Raw genomic sequence first — 18,444 nt, 5'->3', positions numbered from 1 at the left:
AGCATGGCCTTCGAACGCGTCACGTCCCTCGACGATTTGTGGGAGGGCGACATGGAGTCGTTCACCGTCGGGGACCAGGAAATTCTGATCGCCCACCTGGACGGCGGGGAAATCGTTGCCACCCAGGCGATCTGCCCGCACCAGCAGGTGGAACTCGTCGAAGGAGAGCTGGCGGGGACCAAGCTCACCTGCCGGCTGCATCTGTGGCAATTCGACCTGAACACGTGCAAAGGCATCAACCCGGGGCACGCGGAACTCGCACGTTACCCGGTCAAGATCGATGGCGAGGACATCTACGTGGATCCGACGGGAGACACACCGAAAGTCGCGCACTCGTAGACACTTGTCGACCCCAGTTTTTTGTGGAGGACCGAAACATGCCATTCGTCAGAATCGACTGGTTCCCCGGTCGCACCTTGGAGCAGAAGCGCGAAATGATCAAGGTGCTGACCCCGGAAATTGCCCGCATCGCCAAATGTAAACCGCAGACCATCAATTTCATTTTCACCGACGTCAGCCGCGAGGACTGGGGCCGCAACGGTTACCTGTTCTGCGATGAATACGAATACGAAAACGACCCCGAGGAGAATTGACATGGTATCGCTGAATTCCGATATGGGTGAGTCCTTCGGCATCCACAGCTTCGGAAACGACGATGCGCTGGTGTCGCTCGTCGACACCGTCAACATCGCATGCGGATACCACGCGGGCGACCCCGTCGGCATCCATGAAACGGTGCGTAAGAACCTCGAGGCAGGTGTGACCGTGGGTGCGCACCCGGGGCTGCCCGACCTGGTCGGGTTCGGCCGCCGGGAGATGAAGCTGTTCCCCGACGAGGCCGCCGACATCGTGCGCTACCAGGTCGGGGCGCTGGTGGCGTTCCTCAAGGCCGAGGGCGGACAACTCGACCACATCAAGACACACGGTTCTCTGTACGGCATGACGTCGCGCGATTCGGATCTGGCGGTGGCCGTCGCCGAGGTCGCTGCGGAGTACGAGGTGCCGATCTTCGGCATTCCGAATTCCGAGCACGAGAAGGCGGCCGAGAAAGTCGGTGTGCCCTTCGTCGCCGAGTTCTATGTCGACCTGGGCTACACCGCCGAGGGCGGCCTGATCGTGGCTCGGCGCCCGCACGCCACCCCTGTAGACGAGGCGCGTCAGCGTGCGCATCAGGCACTGAGCGAAGGAATCGCCACCGCGGTCACCGGGGAGCAATTCCCCATCCGCGTCGATTCTGTCTGTGTCCATTCGGACACCCCGAACGCTGTCGAGATCGCGACCTTGGTGCGTTCAGTGCTCGACGAATTGAAGCTGAGTATCGCCAAGTGATCGAGAGAAAGGCAATCCTGTGAGCGAGCACAACATCGCATCACCGCTGCCCGGTGTGTTCTACCGTTCCCCAGCACCCGGCCAGCCACCGTTCGTCGAGGTCGGCAGCCCGGTGAGTCCCGGCCAGACGGTCGGGCTCGTGGAAATCATGAAGCAGTTCAGCGAGATCAAGACCGAGACCGCGGGGACGCTGAAGTCGTTCCGTGTCGACGACTACGGCACCGTCGCCCCCGGTGATGTCATCGCAGTCGTCGAGGGGGAGTGAGAGCCAGATGCGCAAACTTCTGATCGCCAATCGCGGTGAGATCGCGGTGCGGATCGCGCGCGCCGCCCGTGAGCAGGGCATCACCTCGGTGGCGGTGTACAGCGAGGCCGACGCACAGGCCGAACACGTCAAGGCCGCCGACGAAGCGGTGCTGCTCGGCCCCCCGCCCGCCGGGGCCAGCTACCTCGATACGGACAAGTTGCTCGCGGTGATCGTCGCCAACGGAGTCGACGCGGTGCATCCCGGCTACGGCTTCCTGTCCGAGAACGCCGACTTCGCCGAAGCCGTCATCGACGCCGGCGTCACGTGGGTCGGGCCCAGCCCCAGCGCGATTCGCGAAATGGGCGACAAAGTCGCCGCCCGTAAGAGCGCGCAGGCCGCGGGTGTGCCCACCGTCCCCGGATCCGACGGCGCTGTCAGTGATCCGGACCAGGTGCGCACCGTCGTCGAGGAGATCGGTTTCCCGGTAGCCATCAAGGCCGCGGCGGGCGGCGGCGGGCGCGGAATCCGGATCGTGGAGCAGGAGTCGGAACTCGCGCCCGCGATTTCCACCGCTCAGGCCGAGGCGCGTGCGGCGTTCGGCAGCGCCGAGGTGTACCTCGAGCGTTTCGTTCCCCGGGCCCGCCACATCGAGGTGCAGGTCTTCGGTGACGGTGAGCGCGCGGTACATCTCGGGCTGCGTGACTGTTCGGTGCAGCGGCGACGGCAGAAAGTCGTCGAGGAGGCAGGCGATCTGCGGTTGCCCGAGTCCGCGGCCCTGGGCATGTGTGAGTCGGCGGTCGCCCTGGCGGTCGCGGTCGGTTACAAGGGCGCCGGAACAGTCGAGTACCTCTACGACGAGACCCGGGGCGAGTACTACTTCATCGAGATGAACACCCGCATCCAAGTGGAGCATCCGGTTACCGAAATGGTGTACGGCCAGGATCTGGTCGGTGAGCAGTTGCGCGTCGCTGCCGGCCAACCGCTGTCGCTGCATCAGGACCAGCTGTCCCCGCGCGGGCACGCGATCGAGGTGCGGATCAACGCCGAGAACGCAGCGATGGGTTTCCTGCCCTCACCGGGCACCATCGAACGGTTCGATCTGCCTGCCGGCCCGTTCGTCAGGGTCGACAGCGGGTTCGTCGCCGGCTCGGCGGTCGCGCCCTATTACGATTCGATGCTGGCCAAGGTCATCGCGTGGGGCAACGACCGCCCCTCCGCCCTGGCTCGGTTGTTGCGCGCTCTCGGCGAACTGCGCATCGAAGGGGTTACGACTACGGCCGACTTCGTCGAGTCGGTCCTGCGGTCACCGGAGTTCGCGGCAGGCCAGTTCCACACCACCTGGCTCGAGCCGTGGATGGCCGAGCGTACCGAGCGGGAGTCGGTCGATGTCTGAGACCACCACCACCGCGGCGGCCCCCGAGCTGGGTGCGGCGCGCTACTCCTGGGGCGCCGACGAGCACCTCGTGGTCCAGATCGCCGAGGAAATGACGCTGACCGCGAATTTCCGTGCTATGGCGATCAGTTCGGGGCTGGCGGCCGAGGAGCTGGGCGGGGTGCTCGACATCTGCCCGGCCAACGCCTCGCTGCTGATCCGTTTCGACCCGGATGTGCTGGCACCGGCGCAGCTCGAGGCGACGGTACGCCGGATCGAAGCCGAGGTCGCCCAACAGCGCTCACCTTCGATCAGCACGCGCATCATCGAGATCCCGTGCTGGTACGACGACCCGTACACCCGCGAGGTCGGCGCGAAATTCCGCGACCGCCATCAGCGTCCCGAGGGCAGCGACCTCGAGTACGCGATGGCCGAACTCGGCCTCGACTCCGTGCGGGCATTCGCCGAACGGCACTCCGGCACACCGTGGATGGTTTCGATGGTCGGATTCGTCGCGGGCCTGCCGTTCATGTTCCAGATGGTCGAGCGGGCACAGCAGATCGAGCTGCCGAAGTACCTGCGACCGCGCACCGAGACGCCGAGACTCACCGTGGCTCATGGTGGTTGCTTCGCGTGCATCTACTCGGTGAAAGGTGCCGGCGGGTACCAGATGTTCGGTCTGACCCCGTTGCCGATTTTCGACCCGGCACAGGAGCACAGTGTGTTCGCCGAGTCGATGGTGCTATTCCGGCCCGGTGACATCGTCAAGTTCCGTCCGGTCGAGGAGGCGGAATTCCGTGAACTCGAGGCTGCGGTCGACCGCGGGGAGGATGTGTATCGCATCGTTCCGGTCGACTTCGTTCTCGGTGACTTCCTCGCCGACCCCGACGGCTACACCACCCGTTTGGCAGGAGTGCTCGATGGCGATTGAGATCATCGAACCGGGTCTGGCGACCACGGTTCAGGATTTGGGCCGGTCCGGCTCCTACAACGTCGGTATCCCGCCGTCCGGGGCACTCGACCAGTTCTCCGCGCGGGTGGCCAACCTGCTCGTCGGCAACCCCGAGACCGCGGCCCTGCTGGAAGCGCCGTATCTGGCGCCGAAACTACGCGTGACGGCGCCGACGACACTGGCGGTCGCCGGCGCCACCGCCGAGGTCAAGGTGAACGGAGAACCGGTGCCCGCCTGGGAGGCCGTCCCGGTCGCCGCCGGAGACGAATTGTCCTTCGGGTTCGTCACCGCCGGTGCACGGGTGTACATCGCGGTCGCGGGTGGGATCGACGTCCCCGAGGTGTTGGGTTCACGGTCGACCTATGCTCTCGGTGGGCTCGGCGGCTTCAGCGGTCGTTCCCTGCAAGCCGGTGACATCCTGCCGGTGGGGCCGGCTCGCACCGGTTTCATCCCACGTCAGGTACCCGAGCAGCTGCGGCCCCGCTTCGGTAAGGACGTCCGATTGCGGATCGTGCTCGGGTTGTACGACTACCGGCTCACCACCGACGGGTTGTCGAGTCTGCTCGAGTCCGACTGGCAACTCACCCCGGTCGCCGATCGCACCGGATTCCGTTACAGCGGACCACCGTTGACGTTCCGGGACCGGGAGCAGCCCTTCGGCGCCGGGTCGGACCCGTCCAACATCGTCGACGCCGGCTACCCGATCGGTTCGATCCAGGTCCCGAGCGGGTCCGAGCCGATCATCCTGCACCGCGACGCCGTCTCCGGCGGTGGCTACGCCATGGTCGGGACCGTCATCAGCACCGACATGGATATCGTCGGACAGTGCGCGCCGGGGACATCGACCCGGCTCGTCGCGGTCGACCTCGACGACGCGCTCGCTGCCCGCACGGATCGTCGGCGCCGCCTCGATCAGGTGCGTGCGGCACTGACCGCCTGAGGCGGATACATCGACCGACAACGATCAGGGCCTTGCTTCCGCTGAAGCAAGGCCCTGATCACGTGTTTGCGTCTCAATATTTGGGCAACGCCACGTATTTTGTGTTCAGGTACTCGTGAAGGCCCTCGGAGCCGCCCTCCGATCCGAGACCCGATGCTTTGATCCCACCGAACGGGGCAGCCGCATCCGAGATCAGACCCCGGTTGACCCCCACCATTCCTGCCTGCAGTGCGGCCGAAACACGCTGCACCCGAGCAAAATCGGTGGTGAACAAGTAAGCGGCGAGACCGTAGTCGGTGGCGTTGGCGGCGGCGAGCGCCTCGTCCTCGGTGTCGAAGCCGCGGATCGCGGCGACCGGGCCGAAGATCTCCTCGGAGACGATCCGTGAGTCGGCGGGCACCTCGTCGAGCACTGTCGGCGCGTAGAAGAAGCCGTTGCCCGGCAAGGGCGTTCCGCCCGTCCGTAGTACCGCACCGTCGGCCAACGCGGCCGACACGAGCGTGTGGACCGCGGCGCGCTGGCGTTCGGTGATCATCGGGCCGACCTCCGAGCCCGGGTCTGCGCCCGCGCCGACACGCAAGGCCTCGATACGTGCGGTCAAACGGTCCACGAACTCGGCACGGACACTGTTGTGCACAAGAAACCGGTTGGCTGCGGTGCAGGCCTGGCCGCCGTTACGCATTTTGGCCGCCATCGCCCCGTCGACTGCGACGTCGAGGTCGGCGTCCTCGAACACCAGCAACGGTGCGTTGCCGCCCAGTTCCATCGAGGTGCGCAGCACACCGTCGGCAGCTCTGGCGAGCAACATCCGGCCGACCGCGGTGGACCCGGTGAACGTCAGCTTGCGCAGCCAGGGATCGGCGAAGACGGTGTCCGAAACCGCGGTCGGATTCTGGCAGGGCAGCACCGACAGCACTCCCGGCGGCAACCCCGCCTCGGTGAGGACGCGCGCCATCAGCAGTGCTGTCAGGGGAGTGGCCTCCGCAGGTTTTACGATCATCGTGTTACCGGCGGCCAGGGCCGGACCGACCTTCCTGGTGATCATCGCCAGTGGGAAGTTCCACGGCGTGATCGCGTAACAAAGCCCTACCGGCTCCTGGACCACACTGATCGCGCCGAAGCCCGACGGCGCGACCGCGTTGCGACCACCGATACGCACCGCCTCCTCGGCGAACCATTCGAGAAAGCTCGCACCGTAAGCGACTTCGCCCCGGCTGTCGGTCAGGGTCTTGCCCATCTCCGCAGTGATGAGCGCAGCGAACTCCTCGGCACGCTCGGTCACGAGCTCGAAAGCCCGCCGCAGGATCCGCGAGCGTACCCGGGGTGGGGTGGAGGCCCAGCCGGGCGCTGCGGCATGAGCGGCCGCCAATGCGGCGCGCGCATCTTCGGCCCCCGCGTCGGCGACCTCGGCGATCGGCTCACCGGTCGCCGGATCGATCACGGGGAACGTTCGGCCATCGGCCGCTTCGACCTCGCTGCCGCCGAGGAACAGGCCATGCACAGCCACCGTGGCGGTCATGCGCCCACCGCCGAGAACAGGTGTGGATGCGAAGAGAAACATGCTGGGTATGCGATCACCGCTGGGCCTCCGTGTGGATTCAAGGGTAGTGACCCTCTCACCTTCCTCGCCGCGGAGGCGTGTGGCAGTGCTCCGGATGGAGTGGACCGGCGCATCGCCTTGGCCTGATCGGGCAGAGACTCGGACCACAGCTATCGCACGACCCCGACTCGGCTCTGGTCGACGGTGAAATCGACTTGTCGGTTCAGCGCCAACGCTTCCTGATACTCGATCTCGCGGAACCTGATGGTGTCGCGGCCCGGTCGCACCTGCCCGACCTTCCAGAGCGCGCAGTGCGGAACGGTGGCGACCACCGCGAATCCACCAGAGGTGTTGGCATCCATGCCCAAAATGGTGAGAACGTCACCGTTGGCCAGCACTCCGCCCATCGGATAGGCGTCGTCGAGCACATTCGACGGATGCCCGCCGGCCACGGTGCCATACCCGGTGGCCCACCGGAACCGATGCGGGTGCAACCGGGTGCCCACCCGATCGGAATTGAGGTCGACCCGCCACGACATGGTGAGCAGATCGCGCCAGTCCTCGTCGGTGAGGAAGTCAGGGGTCGCCCGTGGACCGGCCAGGATCTCGATCTCCCAGTTCGCGGTGAACCGTGGTCGCTGATCCTCCGGAAGCCGCCGGTGGACCGCGGGCTCCTTCTGTGGTGCCCCGAGCACGTCTCCCCGCAACAGGGCGCGGCCTTCGATGCCTCCGGTCCCGGTGATCACCGAGGTGGCAGCGGACCCCAGCACCTCGGGCACGTCGAAACCACCACGCACGGCCAGATAGAGCCGGTAACCCGGCCGACCGGGATTAGCGGTGCGCAACGTATCGCCCGCGCTCACCCGGATCGTCTCCCACAGCGGAACCGGGGCGTCGTTGAGGCGGGCGTGGACGCCCTCCGGTCCGGTGAGCGCGATCTGGGTCTCGGCGAGGAAGGCCACCGACACGGCGACCTTGTCCACCTCCAAGGCGGACACACCAGGATCGTTGCCGACGAGCACGTTTGCCGCGCGGAAACTCAGGTGGTCCATCGGACCTGACGGGAAATACCCGTCGGACAGAATTCCGGTGCGACCCGGCCACGCCTGAACAGTGGTCTGAATACCGGGGTCGATCATTTCCAAGACCGGCCGTCTGATCACGGGACCTCCACTCGGGCCGCGGCGGCGGCGCGTGCGCGAGCCACCTCCGCACTGCGCGGAGCCGAATGCTCCACCATCGCCAGATATTCGGCGACCACGAACTCACCCTCCTCGATCCGATAGCGATAGGTGCCCTCGAAAACTTGCTGTCGCAGGGCGAGCAATTCGCGTTCGGTGACGCGGGTGAAACGAACGCGGTCGCCCGGATGGAACAAGTTGGTGCCCGCGGGATTCAGTCGATCACGGCCGTCGTCCGGCCCGAGGTGGTCTACTCCGATCGGCACCGTACGACCGAACAGTTGGTATCCACCAGGTGATTCGATCGGATACAGCACCACGCAGGGGCCACCTATCCCCACCGCGCCCTCGGCTGTCCACATGCGAGCAGGGTTGTATTTGGGTGCCGACAAATGGGTGCGTGGATCGAGGGCGAACAGCGACGGCAGACCGGGAAAGTACCCGATGAACGCATTCCACCAGGTCGTCGCCAGGAATTCTGTGTAGAACTCTTCCCTCGAAGTGAACCCGTTGTAGCGGACGATATAGTCGACATTGTCGCCGTCGACCACATTGGGTGCGTCCGGCCGGGTGGTTATCCGGTATTGCTGGACCGCTTGTCTGGTCATTTCGTCGTCGAAAGCGATCGGCAATTCGATAACTCTGCTCTGCAGCACGAGTGACGACAGTTCCGGCAAACTCCGCTGCCGTTCGACGAGTTCATCGAGAACGTCCTCGCGATCGACACGGGTGGGGTCGAATCCGATCATCAGGGAACGGAATCCGGGTGCGGTCTCGGTGACCCCATTTATTGGTCGCTGGTCCAGTTCGTTGCGCAGCGCATGCACACGCAGATTCAAAGTGAGATCGAGCGTCATATCACCGTACTCGACGAGCAATTGGTGATCGCCGGCCTGCCGGATGCGAGTGATCGGACGCTGCCCCACGGCTTCCACCGACCGCAGTACTACCGCGGAACTCATAACGTTGTTTTCTCCTCCGCGCATTGCGCTGACGGGTTTCGGCTGATTCGTGCTGCCGATTCGGCAATGCGTGTTACCAATATGTAGCAGCAACCGTAGAGGAGCATCCCATCATCACCACAGTTGATTCGATCGCCCATGCCCATCGGGACCTCGTACGCGCGGCCGTCTCGGCCGAAGGCCCACGCCGGATCGCCGAGTGCCTCGTCGAGGCCATCGGTGGATGGGTTCTGCTGGTCGACATCGACGGCGCGCTGCGCGCGGCCGTGCCCTCCACCGCGCGCTCCTACCTGCCTCGTGTTCGCACGGAACTGGCGCGGTTCACCGAGCATTCCAGCGCCGCCGCCGTGGGCATTTCGCTCCCGGGAGAAGCTGTTTCGATCTTCCCTGTGCAGAGCAGGGGGCGGGTGCGCGGCTACCTCGCGCTCGGCCGCAGCGCCGGACTCGACCCGGACGAGCGGTCCCTGGTCGACACCGCGGGCCTGCTGCTCACCGCTGAGTGGGCCAAGGAAGACGCGCTCGTCCTGCCTGCTCGGCGGCATCGCCGCGCCTTGCTCCAAGTGTTGCTCGAAGGTCGTCGCGACGTAGCCCGGAATCTGGGTGAGATCCTGCGGGTGCCGACGCCCGACGACACCGTACGTGCCGCATTGTTGGGCGTGCCGCGCCACTATCGTGGCGACCTGGTCGAGGCGGTCGAGCAGGACCCTGCGCTGCAACGGGTCGAGACCATCGTCGCCGAGATCCGGCCCGGCCGCGTCGGTGTGGTGCTGTCGGCGGCCGAAGGGGACGTGCGAACCCTCGAGGCCATCCTGCGGCGTGTCCCCTTCGCGCGCGGTGCGGTGTCGGAGCCGACGCCGATCGAAGATCTGCCCGATCAGTGGCGTCGGGTACGCAGCGTGTTCGACGCGGCCTCCGATGTGACCGGACGCCTCTACGAGACGCGCGACCTGTCGGACGCGGGACTGCTGCGGCACCTGCAGAGCGACGACGCGATCGCCTGGGCGAACGCGGTTCTCGCCCCCATCGTCGCGCTCAACGAGGGATCAAAGGTCGACTTCCTGCAAACCTTGCGGGCCTTCCTCGGCAACAACGGCCAGGTTGACTCGTCCGCCACCGCATTGGGAATCCACCGCCACACCCTGCGCTATCGCATGTCGCGGATCGCGGACACGCTCGAGTGGGACCTCGACGATCCCACCGCCCGCGCCGAACTGTGGATGGCCCTGCGGCTCGCGCACGAATGACCCTGCCCCTCAGCGTTCGAGCAATGACTTCAGATGCGCCAGGCCTGCTGAGATGGCGGAATCGAAGGCGTCGGCAAGGTCGGCGGGTTCGAGCTCGGTGCTGTAGACGACGATGGATCGGTCCTCGGCGATCGGCAAGACGTCGACGGTCCCGAGGTGCGTGGTCACCGGGAGGTCACCGCCGACCACCGCGTACTGCAGGCGGCGCCGTGCCGCGTCGTTGGTGACGATCTTCTCGATGAGGGTGGCACCGTCGGCCAGCGTCACGGTGCGCTGGTCGGCGTCGCCGCGGGACTCGATCATCGACGGCATCCAGTGTGCGATGTTGGGTACATCGCCGATCAACTTCCATACGGTGTCGGCGGGGGTGTCGATGACGATGTGTGAGCGGATCTCGGTCACGGGGTTCTCCTCGTGGTCGTGGTGGGTCGGCCCAGCATTTCCCGTCACGACCGGGTTGTCTGTGCGCGGAAAGCACATACGGGGGATCCAGGGTGGGCCATTTCGGCGACACGTCGCGGATTCGGGAATCCGTCGGATTCTTCGAATCGGTTGACGGGCCGTGGACAAGCGGTATACAACTAGTACACACCCCGGAAGTGATCGGCTTCACAGCCGAGCCGGGGCGGGCGGCTCGGTGACTGCGCCAACAGTCACCGAGCCCGGCAGCACCATCCGCATCGCCCTCCGTGCGTCTACGTGCAGGTAGACGCGAGCGTGCGGATCGTCTCGAAGCGACGACGCGACCAGGAGCCGACATGGCAACTACCAAGCCCAAATCTAGCAATCGACGACCACATACCAGCCTTCCGGTGATCGCGGGCTCCAGCCTCGCGGGTACCGCCGTGGAGTGGTACGACTTCTTCCTCTACGGCACCGCCGCCGCGCTGGTGTTCAACAAGCTGTTCTTCCCCTCGCACGACCCCCTCGTCGGCACCATGCTCGCCTTCGCCACCTACGCGGTCGGATTCATCGCCCGCCCGGTCGGTGCGGCAGTACTCGGGCACTTCGGCGACGTCAAAGGCCGCCGGGCCACCTTGATCGCCAGCCTGTTGCTCATGGGGGTCTCCACCTTCCTGATCGCCCTGCTGCCGACCTACGCGTCCATCGGCGTCGCCGCGCCGCTGATGCTTGTCCTGCTGCGGCTCGTCCAGGGCTTCGCACTGGGCGGAGAATGGGGTGGCGCGGTGCTACTGGTCTCCGAGCACGGCGACGCCAAACGGCGCGCGTTCTGGTCGGCCTGGCCGAACCTCGGCCCACCGCTGGGCAATCTGATGGCCGCCGGTGTGCTCTCGGTGCTCGGCGCGACGATGTCGGAAGCCGCGTTCCTGTCGTGGGGCTGGCGCATCGCCTTCGCGCTGTCGGCGCTGCTCGTCGTGATCGGGCTTGTGCTGCGGCTCTATGTGGCCGAGACACCGTTGTTCGAACAGACGCGCGCCGCGACGAGCCCCAGCGTCGCGCGGATGCCGTTGACGGCCGCGGTCCGGGGATACTGGCGCCAGATCCTGCTGGCCGCGTTCACCCGCTTCGGTGAGAACGCCGGCTTCTACATCTTCTCGCTGTTCGTAATCACCTACCTCACCCAGATCCTGGATCTACCCCGCACCACCGGGCTCAACGCGGTGATGGTCGGCATGGCGGTGGCGGTGGTGGCGATCCCGGTGTTCGCGATCCTCGCCGACCGGATCGGGCGCCGCCCGATCTACATCGGAGCCTCGATCGCGACCATCGTCTGGGCTTTCGCCTTCTTCGCTCTGCTCGACACCGAACGCACCGGCGCGATCTATCTCGCGGTGGCAGTCGGGTTGCTCATCTTCGCCGCGTACAGCTCGGTGATCGGGGCCTTCTTCTCCGAGATGTTCCCCACCGAAGTCCGTTACTCCGGTGTCTCGCTGGCCTACAACCTGGCATCGGTGCTTGCGGGCTCGCTCGCGCCGATCATCGCCATCGCCCTCTACGAATATTTCGGCACCGGTCAGGCGATCGGCGTGTATCTCGCGGTGATGGGCGGCATCTCGCTCGTGGCCGCGGTGATAGCGAAAGAGACCCGCACGGTCGATCTGTCCGACGTTCACCAACCGGCGCACGAAAAGCCCGTCGCCACACCGGGTTCGGCTGCCGACGCAGTCCCTGTCACCCCGTAAACGTCCAGGAAAGGGCATCTCATGACGACATCGAAGACCAGCGCCGCGTTCGCACCGGAACTGGCCTACGAGTGGCTCAAGAACACCATCCTCACACTGCCACGTGACGAAGAGATGTTCCTGTCCGAAACCCAGGTCGCCGCCGCCTCGGGCACCTCACGAACCCCGGTGCGAGAGGCGCTGCTGCGACTGGAAGCCGAAGGGTTCATCCGCCGCGTCCCGCACAAGGGCGCCTACATTCCCGCACTCACCGACAAGGACGTCGACGATGTGATGGGAGCGCGCCGGGTCGTGGAGGAATGGTCGATCACCCAGGTCGCTCCGAATCCCGGCGCGGTCCCCGAGCGGCTCCGTGAACTGGTCGCCGCCCAAGCGGCCGACACCGACGCGGTCGAATTCATCGCCCACGATCTCGAATTCCACACCACTGTCATCCGGGCCGCGGGCAACCGCATCATGCACGACTTCTACCGATCGCTGCGCGACCGGCAGATGCGGATGGGTGTTCGGATCGTGCTCGACGACGAACAACGCAAGAACCAAGTGCTCATCGAGCACAGCGCCATCGTCGACGCTCTGGCCGCCCGCGACACCCATGCGGCCATCACCGCAGTTCGTGAGCACCTCGACACCACGCTGTGCTCGCTCAAACAACCAAGACTCTGACTCCGAGGACAATCATGAAAGTCGCACTGGTACAGGTAGCCAGCCCCGACGCCGAGACCCCGGCGCACCGCCTCGAGCGGGTCCGCCGACTGCTCGGCGGGGTCGACACCGACACCGACCTGATCGTGCTGCCCGAACTGTGGCGCGTCGGATACAACAACTTCGACGGCTACCCCGACGCGGCCGAAGACCTGGACGGACCGACCGTACAGACCATTCAGGCCATCGCCCGCGAACGGCAGTGCATCGTGCATGCGGGCAGCATCGTCGAACGCGCCGACGGCGCGAAACTGCGCAACACCGCGATCACCATCGGTCCGGATGGGCGAATTCTGCACCGCTACAGCAAGATCCACGTTTTCGGTTACCGGTCGCGCGAAGTGGAGTTGCTCGCGCCCGGCGAGTCGATCACCGTGGCCGACTCCGGCTTCGGCCCCACCACCGCGACCACCTGCTATGACTTGCGCTTCCCCGGTCTGTGGACCGAGCTCGTCGACGCGGGCGCCGAGATCGTGATCGTGCCCGCCGCCTGGCCGAAAGCCCGCTTGGCGCACTGGCGCCTGCTCACTTCGGCCCGCGCCGTGGACAACCAGGTGATCGTTATCGCCTGCAACGCCGTCGGCACCCACAACGGCGTCGAACTCGCCGGCCACAGCCGAGTAGTGGACCCCTGGGGCGAGGTGCTCGCCGAGGCCGACGACAGCGAAGGCATCACCTACGCCGTCGTCGACCCGTCCGTCGTCGAACGGACCAGAACCGAATTCCCCGTGCTCGCCGACCGGCTCGCCGACTACGGCGTCCTGAACCCGCGAAAGGTGCTCTCATGACCGAGACCGTTGCCGACCTCCTCGGCTTCACCGTCCTGGACTCGGCGGAAACTATTCGCTTCGAGCAGGTCAGGGCACTGGTGGCCGGCTACACCGGTCGCGACGAAGCCGCCGTGCGCCACCACATCGACGAACTCGCGGCCATCGGGGTCGCTCCGCCCGCAGATGTCCCGATGCTCTACCCGATCGACAGCGCCACCCTCACCACCAGCGCCCACACCGCGATCGCGGGCGGCTACACCTCCGGCGAAGTCGAGCCGGTCGTGCTCCGTCACAGCGGGCGCTACTACCTCGGCGTGGGGTCCGATCACACCGACCGCGAATTGGAGACCGTCGACATCGGTGATTCCAAACGCGCCTGCCCCAAACCGGTCGGCGGCACTGTCGTCGAGATCGCCGATTGGGCAAGCTTCGACTGGGACGGTTGCCGAATGCGCAGCCACGTCGACGGAAAGCTGTATCAGGACGGCACGCTGGCCGCGCTGCGCACTCCAACCGACCTACTGACGGTCATCGACGAACGACTCGGCGACGACGGCCGCGACCTGCTCTGCTTCGCCGGCACCCTGCCGCTGCTGGACGGGCAGTTCACGCCGGGCACCCGCTGGGACCTCGAACTCGTGCTCCCCGACGGGCGCACCCTCGCACACAGCTACACCATCACCGAAGGAGCATGACATGCGCACCGGAGCCGACTACCTGTCCTCGCTCAACGACGGTCGCGTCGTCCTCGTCGACGGCAAACAGGTCGACGACGTCACCACCCATCCCGCTTTCGCGCCGGTCGCGCACACCATCGCCGAACTGTTCGACGTGGCCGCCGACCCGGCCAACGACATGCAGTTCATCGCGCCCGAAACCGGGGCTCTCGCCAACCGGGTCTTCGGAATCCCGCGCAGCGCCGACGAACTGCGTGCCCGCCGTACCGCCATCCAGACCTGGGCCAAACACACCCACGGCTGGGTCGGCCGCAGCCCAGACCATGTCGGCACCTTCCTGGCGTCCTTCGCCGCCCACCCCGAGGTTTTCACCGAGGGCACACGGGACTTCTCGGCCAACGTCACCGCGTTCCATCGCCGGCTGCTCGACGAGAACCTCTACGTGTCCTACGCCATCATTCCGCCCCAGGTCTCGCGCGCCACCACCGCTTCCGGGTGGGAAGGCGAATACCTGCAGGTCGGTGTGGTGCGTGAAACCGAGGACGGCCTGGTGGTGCGCGGCTCGCAGATGCTGGCCACCGGCGCGGCGATCGCCGACGAGATCCTGGTGTCGTGCATCAAACCGCTGGGTCCCGACGACCAGGACTTCGCCGTCTCCTTCGTGGTCCCCGCCAACGCGCCGGGCCTCAAGCTGTACTGCCGCCGCCCCTACGCCCCCGCCGCGACCAGCAGCTTCGACTACCCGCTGACCAGTCGTTACGACGAGCCCGACGCTCTGGTCGTGTTCGACGACGTGCTGATTCCCTGGGATCGTGTCTTCGTCGACCGCGACACCGCAGGCGTACGCAAGCAGTTCTTCGACACCGGCGCCCACGCCTTGGGCAACTGGCAGGCCCAGATCCGCTTCGCGACCAAACTCCAGTTCATCGCCGGAGTGGCGCGCCGAGTCACCCAAGTCAACGGTGTCGACAAGATTCCCAGCGTGCAGGAGAAGCTCGGCGAACTCGCCGCTCTCGTCTCCGGGATCGAATCCGCAGTTCTGGCCGCCGAATACACCGCCGAGCCCGACAGTGCGGGCCAGTGGATCCCAGGCAAGCGCGCACTCTACGGCGCGATGGGACTGCAGTCCGAAACCTACCCGCGAGTGCTGGCGATCCTGCGTGACCTCGTCGGCGGCGGAGTCCTGCAACTGCCCTCGAGCGTCGAAGACCTCACCAGCTCGGTCACCGCACCCGACATCACCCGATACGTGCAGTCGCCCGGCGTGACCTCCGAGGAGCGGGTGAAGTTGTTCAAACTGGCCTGGGACATCATCGGCTCGGAATTCGCCGGCCGCCATCAGCAGTACGAGATGTTCTACGCGGGAGCACCTTTCGTCGTCAAGGGTGCCTACACCTACCGCAACTACGGCTACGAGGAGCCGCTGCGCGACGTCGAACAGTTCCTCGCCTCCTACAAGTCCGAAACCGCCTGAAAGGCACCGACAATGGCCAAGCCCGAATTCGAGTTCTTCCCCGTCACCGACGTCGACTACACCGTCTGTCCCGGCGACAACCCGGCGATCACCGAACGCATCCTCTCGCGTGACCCCGAGGGCAACGTCGCTACGCGCATCCTGCGCTATGAGCCCGGCGCAGACTCCAGCCCGATGGGCGTACAGAAGCACGACTTCTGGGAAGAGGTGTACATCCTCGAAGGGTCGTTCACCGACCTCACCCTCGGCGAGACCTTCACGGCGGGCATGTACGCCTGCCGCCCGCCCGGCATGCCGCACGGCCCGTGGCGCACCGACGAGGGTGTGGTCACCTTCGAAGTGCGCTACCACAGCAAGTAAGGCGAAAGCCCATGACACTCCCCGTATTCCACGCACCGACACCAACGGATATGCGACGCAGCATGGGGCGATTCACCACCGGCGTCGCCGTCGTCAGCGCCGACGACGGCACCGGCAACCCCTGCGGCATGACCATCAGCTCGCTCACCTCGGTCAGCCTGGAGCCACCGATCCTGCTGGTCTCCCTCACTCACGGCAGCCGAACCACCGACGCCATCGCCGCCACGTCGGCCTTCGCTGTGTCGATTCTCGGTTCACGTCAGGAAGCCCTCGCACGGCGCTTCGCCACCCGCGGCGGCGCCCGATTCGAAGACATGCCGGTCGACCACAGCCGGTCCGGTCTACCGCTCATCGCCGACGCGTTGGCTCAGCTCGAATGCCGGGTGCACGCCGCGCACGACATCGGCGACCACCGCGTCTTCTACGGCGAGGTGACCGACATGCGATGGCGCGACGGCACCGGGTTGGCCTTCTACTCGGGCCGGTTCGGCGACTTCCACGACTTCGGACACGACGAACTGCCCTGGCTCTACTGAGCGCACCCGCGTAGGGATCGCTACCACGAATGCACACCACCGAGGCAGGTCGCTGCCTACCAGAAGCGGTGCGTGCGAACAACTGGCCGGGCGTGGTCGGCTGCACAGCCGAACACGCAGGACACACGGCGGCTCGGTGGTTGCGCCAACAACCACCGAGCCCAGCAGCACCATCTGCACGCCCCGGTATATCGCCTGAGGCCCAGGTCGACGGAGGAGTGCGGATCGTCAGGTATCGACGATGCGACCCAGGAGTCGACATGGCAACCGCCACCAGTAAATCTATCAATCCCAGACCTCCCACCGGCGTGACCGTCAACCGAGGTGTTGTGGCCGCGCTCGCCTGCGTCGCCACCCTCGTGGCGGGGATGACGGCGGGCTGCTCGGGAAGTGAGAAGTCCGGCGACGTCGACCTCGTCGTCAAGAACGGCCAGGTCTACACCGTCGATGACAACCGGTCCTGGGCTGAGGCGATCGCCGTCGACAACGGCGAAATCATCTACGTCGGCGACAACGCCGGTGCCGAGAAATATGAGCGCGGAGCAGCGAAAGTCGTTGATCTCGAGGGGAAAATGCTCACTCCCGGCTTCATCGACGGTCACAACCACGCCTACTTGATGGCGGAGAGCCTGTTCTGGCTCAGCCTCAACCCGCACAAGACGGTCGAAGCGAAGCAGACGGCCATCCGCGAATTCCGAGCCGAAGACCCGGGGATGCGACAGCTGCGCGGCGTGGGCTGGGATGATATCGACAGCGATGCCCGCGCCCGGGGAGTCCTGCCGAGACAGCTCATCGATGAGGCGGTCTCAGACATACCGGTAGCGTTTATCGAGAACAGTCATCACACCCTGCTCGTCAACTCCAAGGCACTGGAGCTGGCGGGCATCACCAAAGACACACCCGATCCCGCGGGCGCGACGATCGTTCGCGATCCGGTGACCGGCGAACCGACCGGAGAGCTCGAGGAATTCGGTGCTGAGAATCTTGTGATCTCGAAACTGCCCCAGCCTGATTTCACCGTGGAGCAATATCGGAACACTATTCTCGAATGGCAGAAGGTCGCCGCCGCCGACGGCATCACGTCGACCTTCGTTCCGGTCCACTACCCGACCGAGACGTTGCTACAGGCCTTCAAGCAGCTCGACGACGAGAAGAAGCTCACCGTGCGGTTCGACCTCGCGCAATGGGCCGACGAGAACAAAGGTCCTGAGCAGATCGCTCACCTCCAGGACATGCGCGACAAGTACCGAGGTGACAAGTTCAAGCTGGACTCGGTGAAGATCTTCGCCGACGGAGTGGGCGATGCGAAACTGGTCTGGAAGCAGGACGTACTGAACGAGACCGTCGCCGCGGCAGACAAGGCGGGGTTCCGAGTCTATGTGCACGCAATCGGGAACGTAGGCTTCTACCCGGAGGCCAACGTGCTCGACGCCTTCGAGTATGCGGCACGACAGAACGGCACCAGGGACTCGCGGCACGCCATCACCCACCTGGACTGGGTCCGCCCAGAAGATCTCACTCGGTTCAATGCCCTAGGCGTGATCGCCGTTCCGCAGCCGGCCTGGTTCGGCAAAGGCTGGTACGACGACGCGCCCGCACCAGAGGCGAACAACGCCATGATCTTTCGCAGCTACCTCGATGCCGGTGTCACGGTGTCCTCGTCCAGCGACTTCCCGTCCACCGATACCTTCACCCGCGATATGTACCCCCTGACCGGTCTGGAAGCTGGGATGACTCGTCTCGATGTGGATACGGCCACCGAGGCTGACCTCGACAAAGCCAAGAATCCGCAGGAGCGCGCCGAGCTCGCCGACCTGATCGAGAGTTACACCATGGGCGGGGCGACGCTGATTTTCGCGGAGCAGGAGCGCGGTTCGATCGAAGTGGGTAAGAAGGCCGACTTCGTCGTCTTGGACCGCAACCTCTTCGACCTGCCCAAGACGTCCGTCGGCGAGGCCAAGATTCTGGCGACATACTTCGAGGGGCAGGAGATCGTCGGCAGCAACTGAGC

Annotated in this window: 20 protein-coding genes; 16 read left to right on the top strand and 4 right to left on the bottom strand. The window is 65.6% G+C overall.

The features are described 5' to 3' along the window. The first annotated feature begins 3 nt into the window (after positions 1–3). From NCO8_RS13395 to NCO8_RS13365, 7 genes are read left to right on the top strand one after another with little or no spacing between them, the layout of a single operon-like run. On the top strand, positions 4–339 hold the full coding sequence (locus tag NCO8_RS13395; RefSeq protein WP_067639376.1) for a monooxygenase system ferredoxin subunit: 336 nt from the start codon (positions 4–6) through the stop codon (positions 337–339). A 38-nt stretch (positions 340–377) separates the two neighbouring features. Beyond that, positions 378–593 (top strand): tautomerase family protein, encoded by a 216-nt coding sequence (locus NCO8_RS13390; protein WP_067640136.1) that lies wholly within the window; start codon positions 378–380, stop codon positions 591–593. Position 594: 1 nt separating this feature from the next. Beyond that, positions 595–1,329 (top strand): 5-oxoprolinase subunit PxpA, encoded by a 735-nt coding sequence (locus NCO8_RS13385; protein WP_067639374.1) that lies wholly within the window; start codon positions 595–597, stop codon positions 1,327–1,329. Positions 1,330–1,348: 19 nt separating this feature from the next. After that, a complete protein-coding gene (locus NCO8_RS13380; protein ID WP_067639372.1) occupies positions 1,349–1,594 on the top strand; it encodes an acetyl-CoA carboxylase in 246 nt (81 codons plus the stop codon). A 7-nt stretch (positions 1,595–1,601) separates the two neighbouring features. After that, positions 1,602–2,969 carry an acetyl-CoA carboxylase biotin carboxylase subunit gene (locus tag NCO8_RS13375; RefSeq protein WP_067639370.1) on the top strand — a complete coding sequence of 456 codons (1,368 nt, stop codon included), beginning with the start codon at positions 1,602–1,604 and terminating at the stop codon, positions 2,967–2,969. Continuing rightward, a complete protein-coding gene (locus tag NCO8_RS13370) occupies positions 2,962–3,879 on the top strand; it encodes a 5-oxoprolinase subunit B family protein (protein WP_067639368.1) in 918 nt (305 codons plus the stop codon). The genes NCO8_RS13375 and NCO8_RS13370 overlap by 8 nt, the downstream gene beginning before the upstream one ends. Further along, complete coding sequence (locus NCO8_RS13365) at positions 3,869–4,840, top strand: 5-oxoprolinase subunit C family protein (RefSeq protein ID WP_067639366.1); 972 nt, start codon at positions 3,869–3,871, stop codon at positions 4,838–4,840. The genes NCO8_RS13370 and NCO8_RS13365 overlap by 11 nt, the downstream gene beginning before the upstream one ends. A gap of 73 nt (positions 4,841–4,913) precedes the next feature. On the opposite strand, the gene NCO8_RS13360 is transcribed toward NCO8_RS13365, so the two are convergent. From NCO8_RS13360 to NCO8_RS13350, 3 genes are all read right to left on the bottom strand, one after another. Further along, positions 4,914–6,359: an NAD-dependent succinate-semialdehyde dehydrogenase gene (locus tag NCO8_RS13360; RefSeq protein ID WP_067639364.1), complete on the bottom strand. Its 1,446-nt coding sequence runs from the start codon at positions 6,357–6,359 to the stop codon at positions 4,914–4,916. Positions 6,360–6,550: 191 nt separating this feature from the next. Continuing rightward, positions 6,551–7,543 (bottom strand): 5-oxoprolinase subunit C family protein, encoded by a 993-nt coding sequence (locus NCO8_RS13355; protein ID WP_157104902.1) that lies wholly within the window; start codon positions 7,541–7,543, stop codon positions 6,551–6,553. After that, on the bottom strand, positions 7,540–8,523 hold the full coding sequence (locus NCO8_RS13350) for a 5-oxoprolinase subunit B family protein (protein ID WP_067639360.1): 984 nt from the start codon (positions 8,521–8,523) through the stop codon (positions 7,540–7,542). The genes NCO8_RS13355 and NCO8_RS13350 overlap by 4 nt, the downstream gene beginning before the upstream one ends. A gap of 389 nt (positions 8,524–8,912) precedes the next feature. Between NCO8_RS13350 and NCO8_RS13345 the strand changes: the two genes are divergently transcribed. Beyond that, positions 8,913–9,767, top strand: a complete 855-nt coding sequence (locus NCO8_RS13345) for a PucR family transcriptional regulator (RefSeq protein WP_167353279.1) — start codon at positions 8,913–8,915, stop codon at positions 9,765–9,767. Positions 9,768–9,776: 9 nt separating this feature from the next. Here NCO8_RS13345 and NCO8_RS13340 read toward each other — a convergent pair whose 3' ends face one another. Continuing rightward, a complete protein-coding gene (locus tag NCO8_RS13340; protein WP_067639357.1) occupies positions 9,777–10,169 on the bottom strand; it encodes an SRPBCC family protein in 393 nt (130 codons plus the stop codon). 356 nt (positions 10,170–10,525) lie between these two features. Here NCO8_RS13340 and NCO8_RS13335 point away from each other — a divergent pair, with 356 nt between their 5' ends. The 8 genes from NCO8_RS13335 to NCO8_RS13300 all read left to right on the top strand — a co-directional run bounded on the left by NCO8_RS13335 (position 10,526) and on the right by NCO8_RS13300 (position 18,442). Continuing rightward, complete coding sequence (locus NCO8_RS13335) at positions 10,526–11,911, top strand: MFS transporter (protein ID WP_067639355.1); 1,386 nt, start codon at positions 10,526–10,528, stop codon at positions 11,909–11,911. Positions 11,912–11,932: 21 nt separating this feature from the next. Then, positions 11,933–12,577 carry a GntR family transcriptional regulator gene (locus NCO8_RS13330; protein ID WP_067639353.1) on the top strand — a complete coding sequence of 215 codons (645 nt, stop codon included), beginning with the start codon at positions 11,933–11,935 and terminating at the stop codon, positions 12,575–12,577. A 14-nt stretch (positions 12,578–12,591) separates the two neighbouring features. Beyond that, the gene (locus tag NCO8_RS13325; RefSeq protein WP_067639351.1) at positions 12,592–13,404 is read left to right on the top strand and encodes a carbon-nitrogen family hydrolase; all 813 of its coding nucleotides are present in this window, start codon (positions 12,592–12,594) and stop codon (positions 13,402–13,404) included. Further along, a complete protein-coding gene (locus tag NCO8_RS13320) occupies positions 13,401–14,081 on the top strand; it encodes a DUF2848 family protein (protein ID WP_067639349.1) in 681 nt (226 codons plus the stop codon). Before NCO8_RS13325 ends, NCO8_RS13320 begins: the two co-directional genes overlap by 4 nt. A 1-nt stretch (position 14,082) precedes the next feature. After that, positions 14,083–15,537 carry a 4-hydroxyphenylacetate 3-hydroxylase family protein gene (locus NCO8_RS13315; protein WP_067639347.1) on the top strand — a complete coding sequence of 485 codons (1,455 nt, stop codon included), beginning with the start codon at positions 14,083–14,085 and terminating at the stop codon, positions 15,535–15,537. A gap of 12 nt (positions 15,538–15,549) precedes the next feature. Then, entirely contained in the window at positions 15,550–15,897 is a 348-nt protein-coding gene (locus NCO8_RS13310) for a cupin domain-containing protein (protein ID WP_067639345.1), read from the top strand. Positions 15,898–15,908: 11 nt separating this feature from the next. Continuing rightward, positions 15,909–16,433 (top strand): flavin reductase family protein, encoded by a 525-nt coding sequence (locus NCO8_RS13305; RefSeq protein WP_067639343.1) that lies wholly within the window; start codon positions 15,909–15,911, stop codon positions 16,431–16,433. A gap of 260 nt (positions 16,434–16,693) precedes the next feature. Next, entirely contained in the window at positions 16,694–18,442 is a 1,749-nt protein-coding gene (locus NCO8_RS13300; RefSeq protein ID WP_167353278.1) for an amidohydrolase, read from the top strand. The last annotated feature ends 2 nt before the right edge of the window (positions 18,443–18,444 follow it).

The organism is Nocardia coubleae NBRC 108252, assembly GCF_001612805.1.
Classification (GTDB): domain Bacteria; phylum Actinomycetota; class Actinomycetes; order Mycobacteriales; family Mycobacteriaceae; genus Nocardia; species Nocardia coubleae.
Note: the sequence above shows the minus strand (reverse complement) of the source record. Positions and strands in the feature narration are given on the sequence as shown.

Bases quoted from the DNA above. Each gene is read 5' to 3' on its own strand.
- NCO8_RS13390 (WP_067640136.1), top strand. From the start codon at position 378: ATGCCATTCGTCAGAATCGACTGGTTCCCCGGTCGCACCTTGGAGCAG.
- NCO8_RS13385 (WP_067639374.1), top strand. From the start codon at position 595: ATGGTATCGCTGAATTCCGATATGGGTGAGTCCTTCGGCATCCACAGC.
- NCO8_RS13310 (WP_067639345.1), top strand. From the start codon at position 15,550: ATGGCCAAGCCCGAATTCGAGTTCTTCCCCGTCACCGACGTCGACTAC.
- NCO8_RS13370 (WP_067639368.1), top strand. From the start codon at position 2,962: ATGTCTGAGACCACCACCACCGCGGCGGCCCCCGAGCTGGGTGCGGCG.
- NCO8_RS13300 (WP_167353278.1), top strand. From the start codon at position 16,694: ATGGCAACCGCCACCAGTAAATCTATCAATCCCAGACCTCCCACCGGC.
- NCO8_RS13335 (WP_067639355.1), top strand. From the start codon at position 10,526: ATGGCAACTACCAAGCCCAAATCTAGCAATCGACGACCACATACCAGC.
- NCO8_RS13330 (WP_067639353.1), top strand. From the start codon at position 11,933: ATGACGACATCGAAGACCAGCGCCGCGTTCGCACCGGAACTGGCCTAC.
- NCO8_RS13305 (WP_067639343.1), top strand. From the start codon at position 15,909: ATGACACTCCCCGTATTCCACGCACCGACACCAACGGATATGCGACGC.
- NCO8_RS13395 (WP_067639376.1), top strand. From the start codon at position 4: ATGGCCTTCGAACGCGTCACGTCCCTCGACGATTTGTGGGAGGGCGAC.
- NCO8_RS13350 (WP_067639360.1), bottom strand. From the start codon at position 8,523: ATGAGTTCCGCGGTAGTACTGCGGTCGGTGGAAGCCGTGGGGCAGCGT.
- NCO8_RS13375 (WP_067639370.1), top strand. From the start codon at position 1,602: ATGCGCAAACTTCTGATCGCCAATCGCGGTGAGATCGCGGTGCGGATC.
- NCO8_RS13325 (WP_067639351.1), top strand. From the start codon at position 12,592: ATGAAAGTCGCACTGGTACAGGTAGCCAGCCCCGACGCCGAGACCCCG.
- NCO8_RS13365 (WP_067639366.1), top strand. From the start codon at position 3,869: ATGGCGATTGAGATCATCGAACCGGGTCTGGCGACCACGGTTCAGGAT.
- NCO8_RS13320 (WP_067639349.1), top strand. From the start codon at position 13,401: ATGACCGAGACCGTTGCCGACCTCCTCGGCTTCACCGTCCTGGACTCG.
- NCO8_RS13360 (WP_067639364.1), bottom strand. From the start codon at position 6,359: ATGACCGCCACGGTGGCTGTGCATGGCCTGTTCCTCGGCGGCAGCGAG.
- NCO8_RS13315 (WP_067639347.1), top strand. From the start codon at position 14,083: ATGCGCACCGGAGCCGACTACCTGTCCTCGCTCAACGACGGTCGCGTC.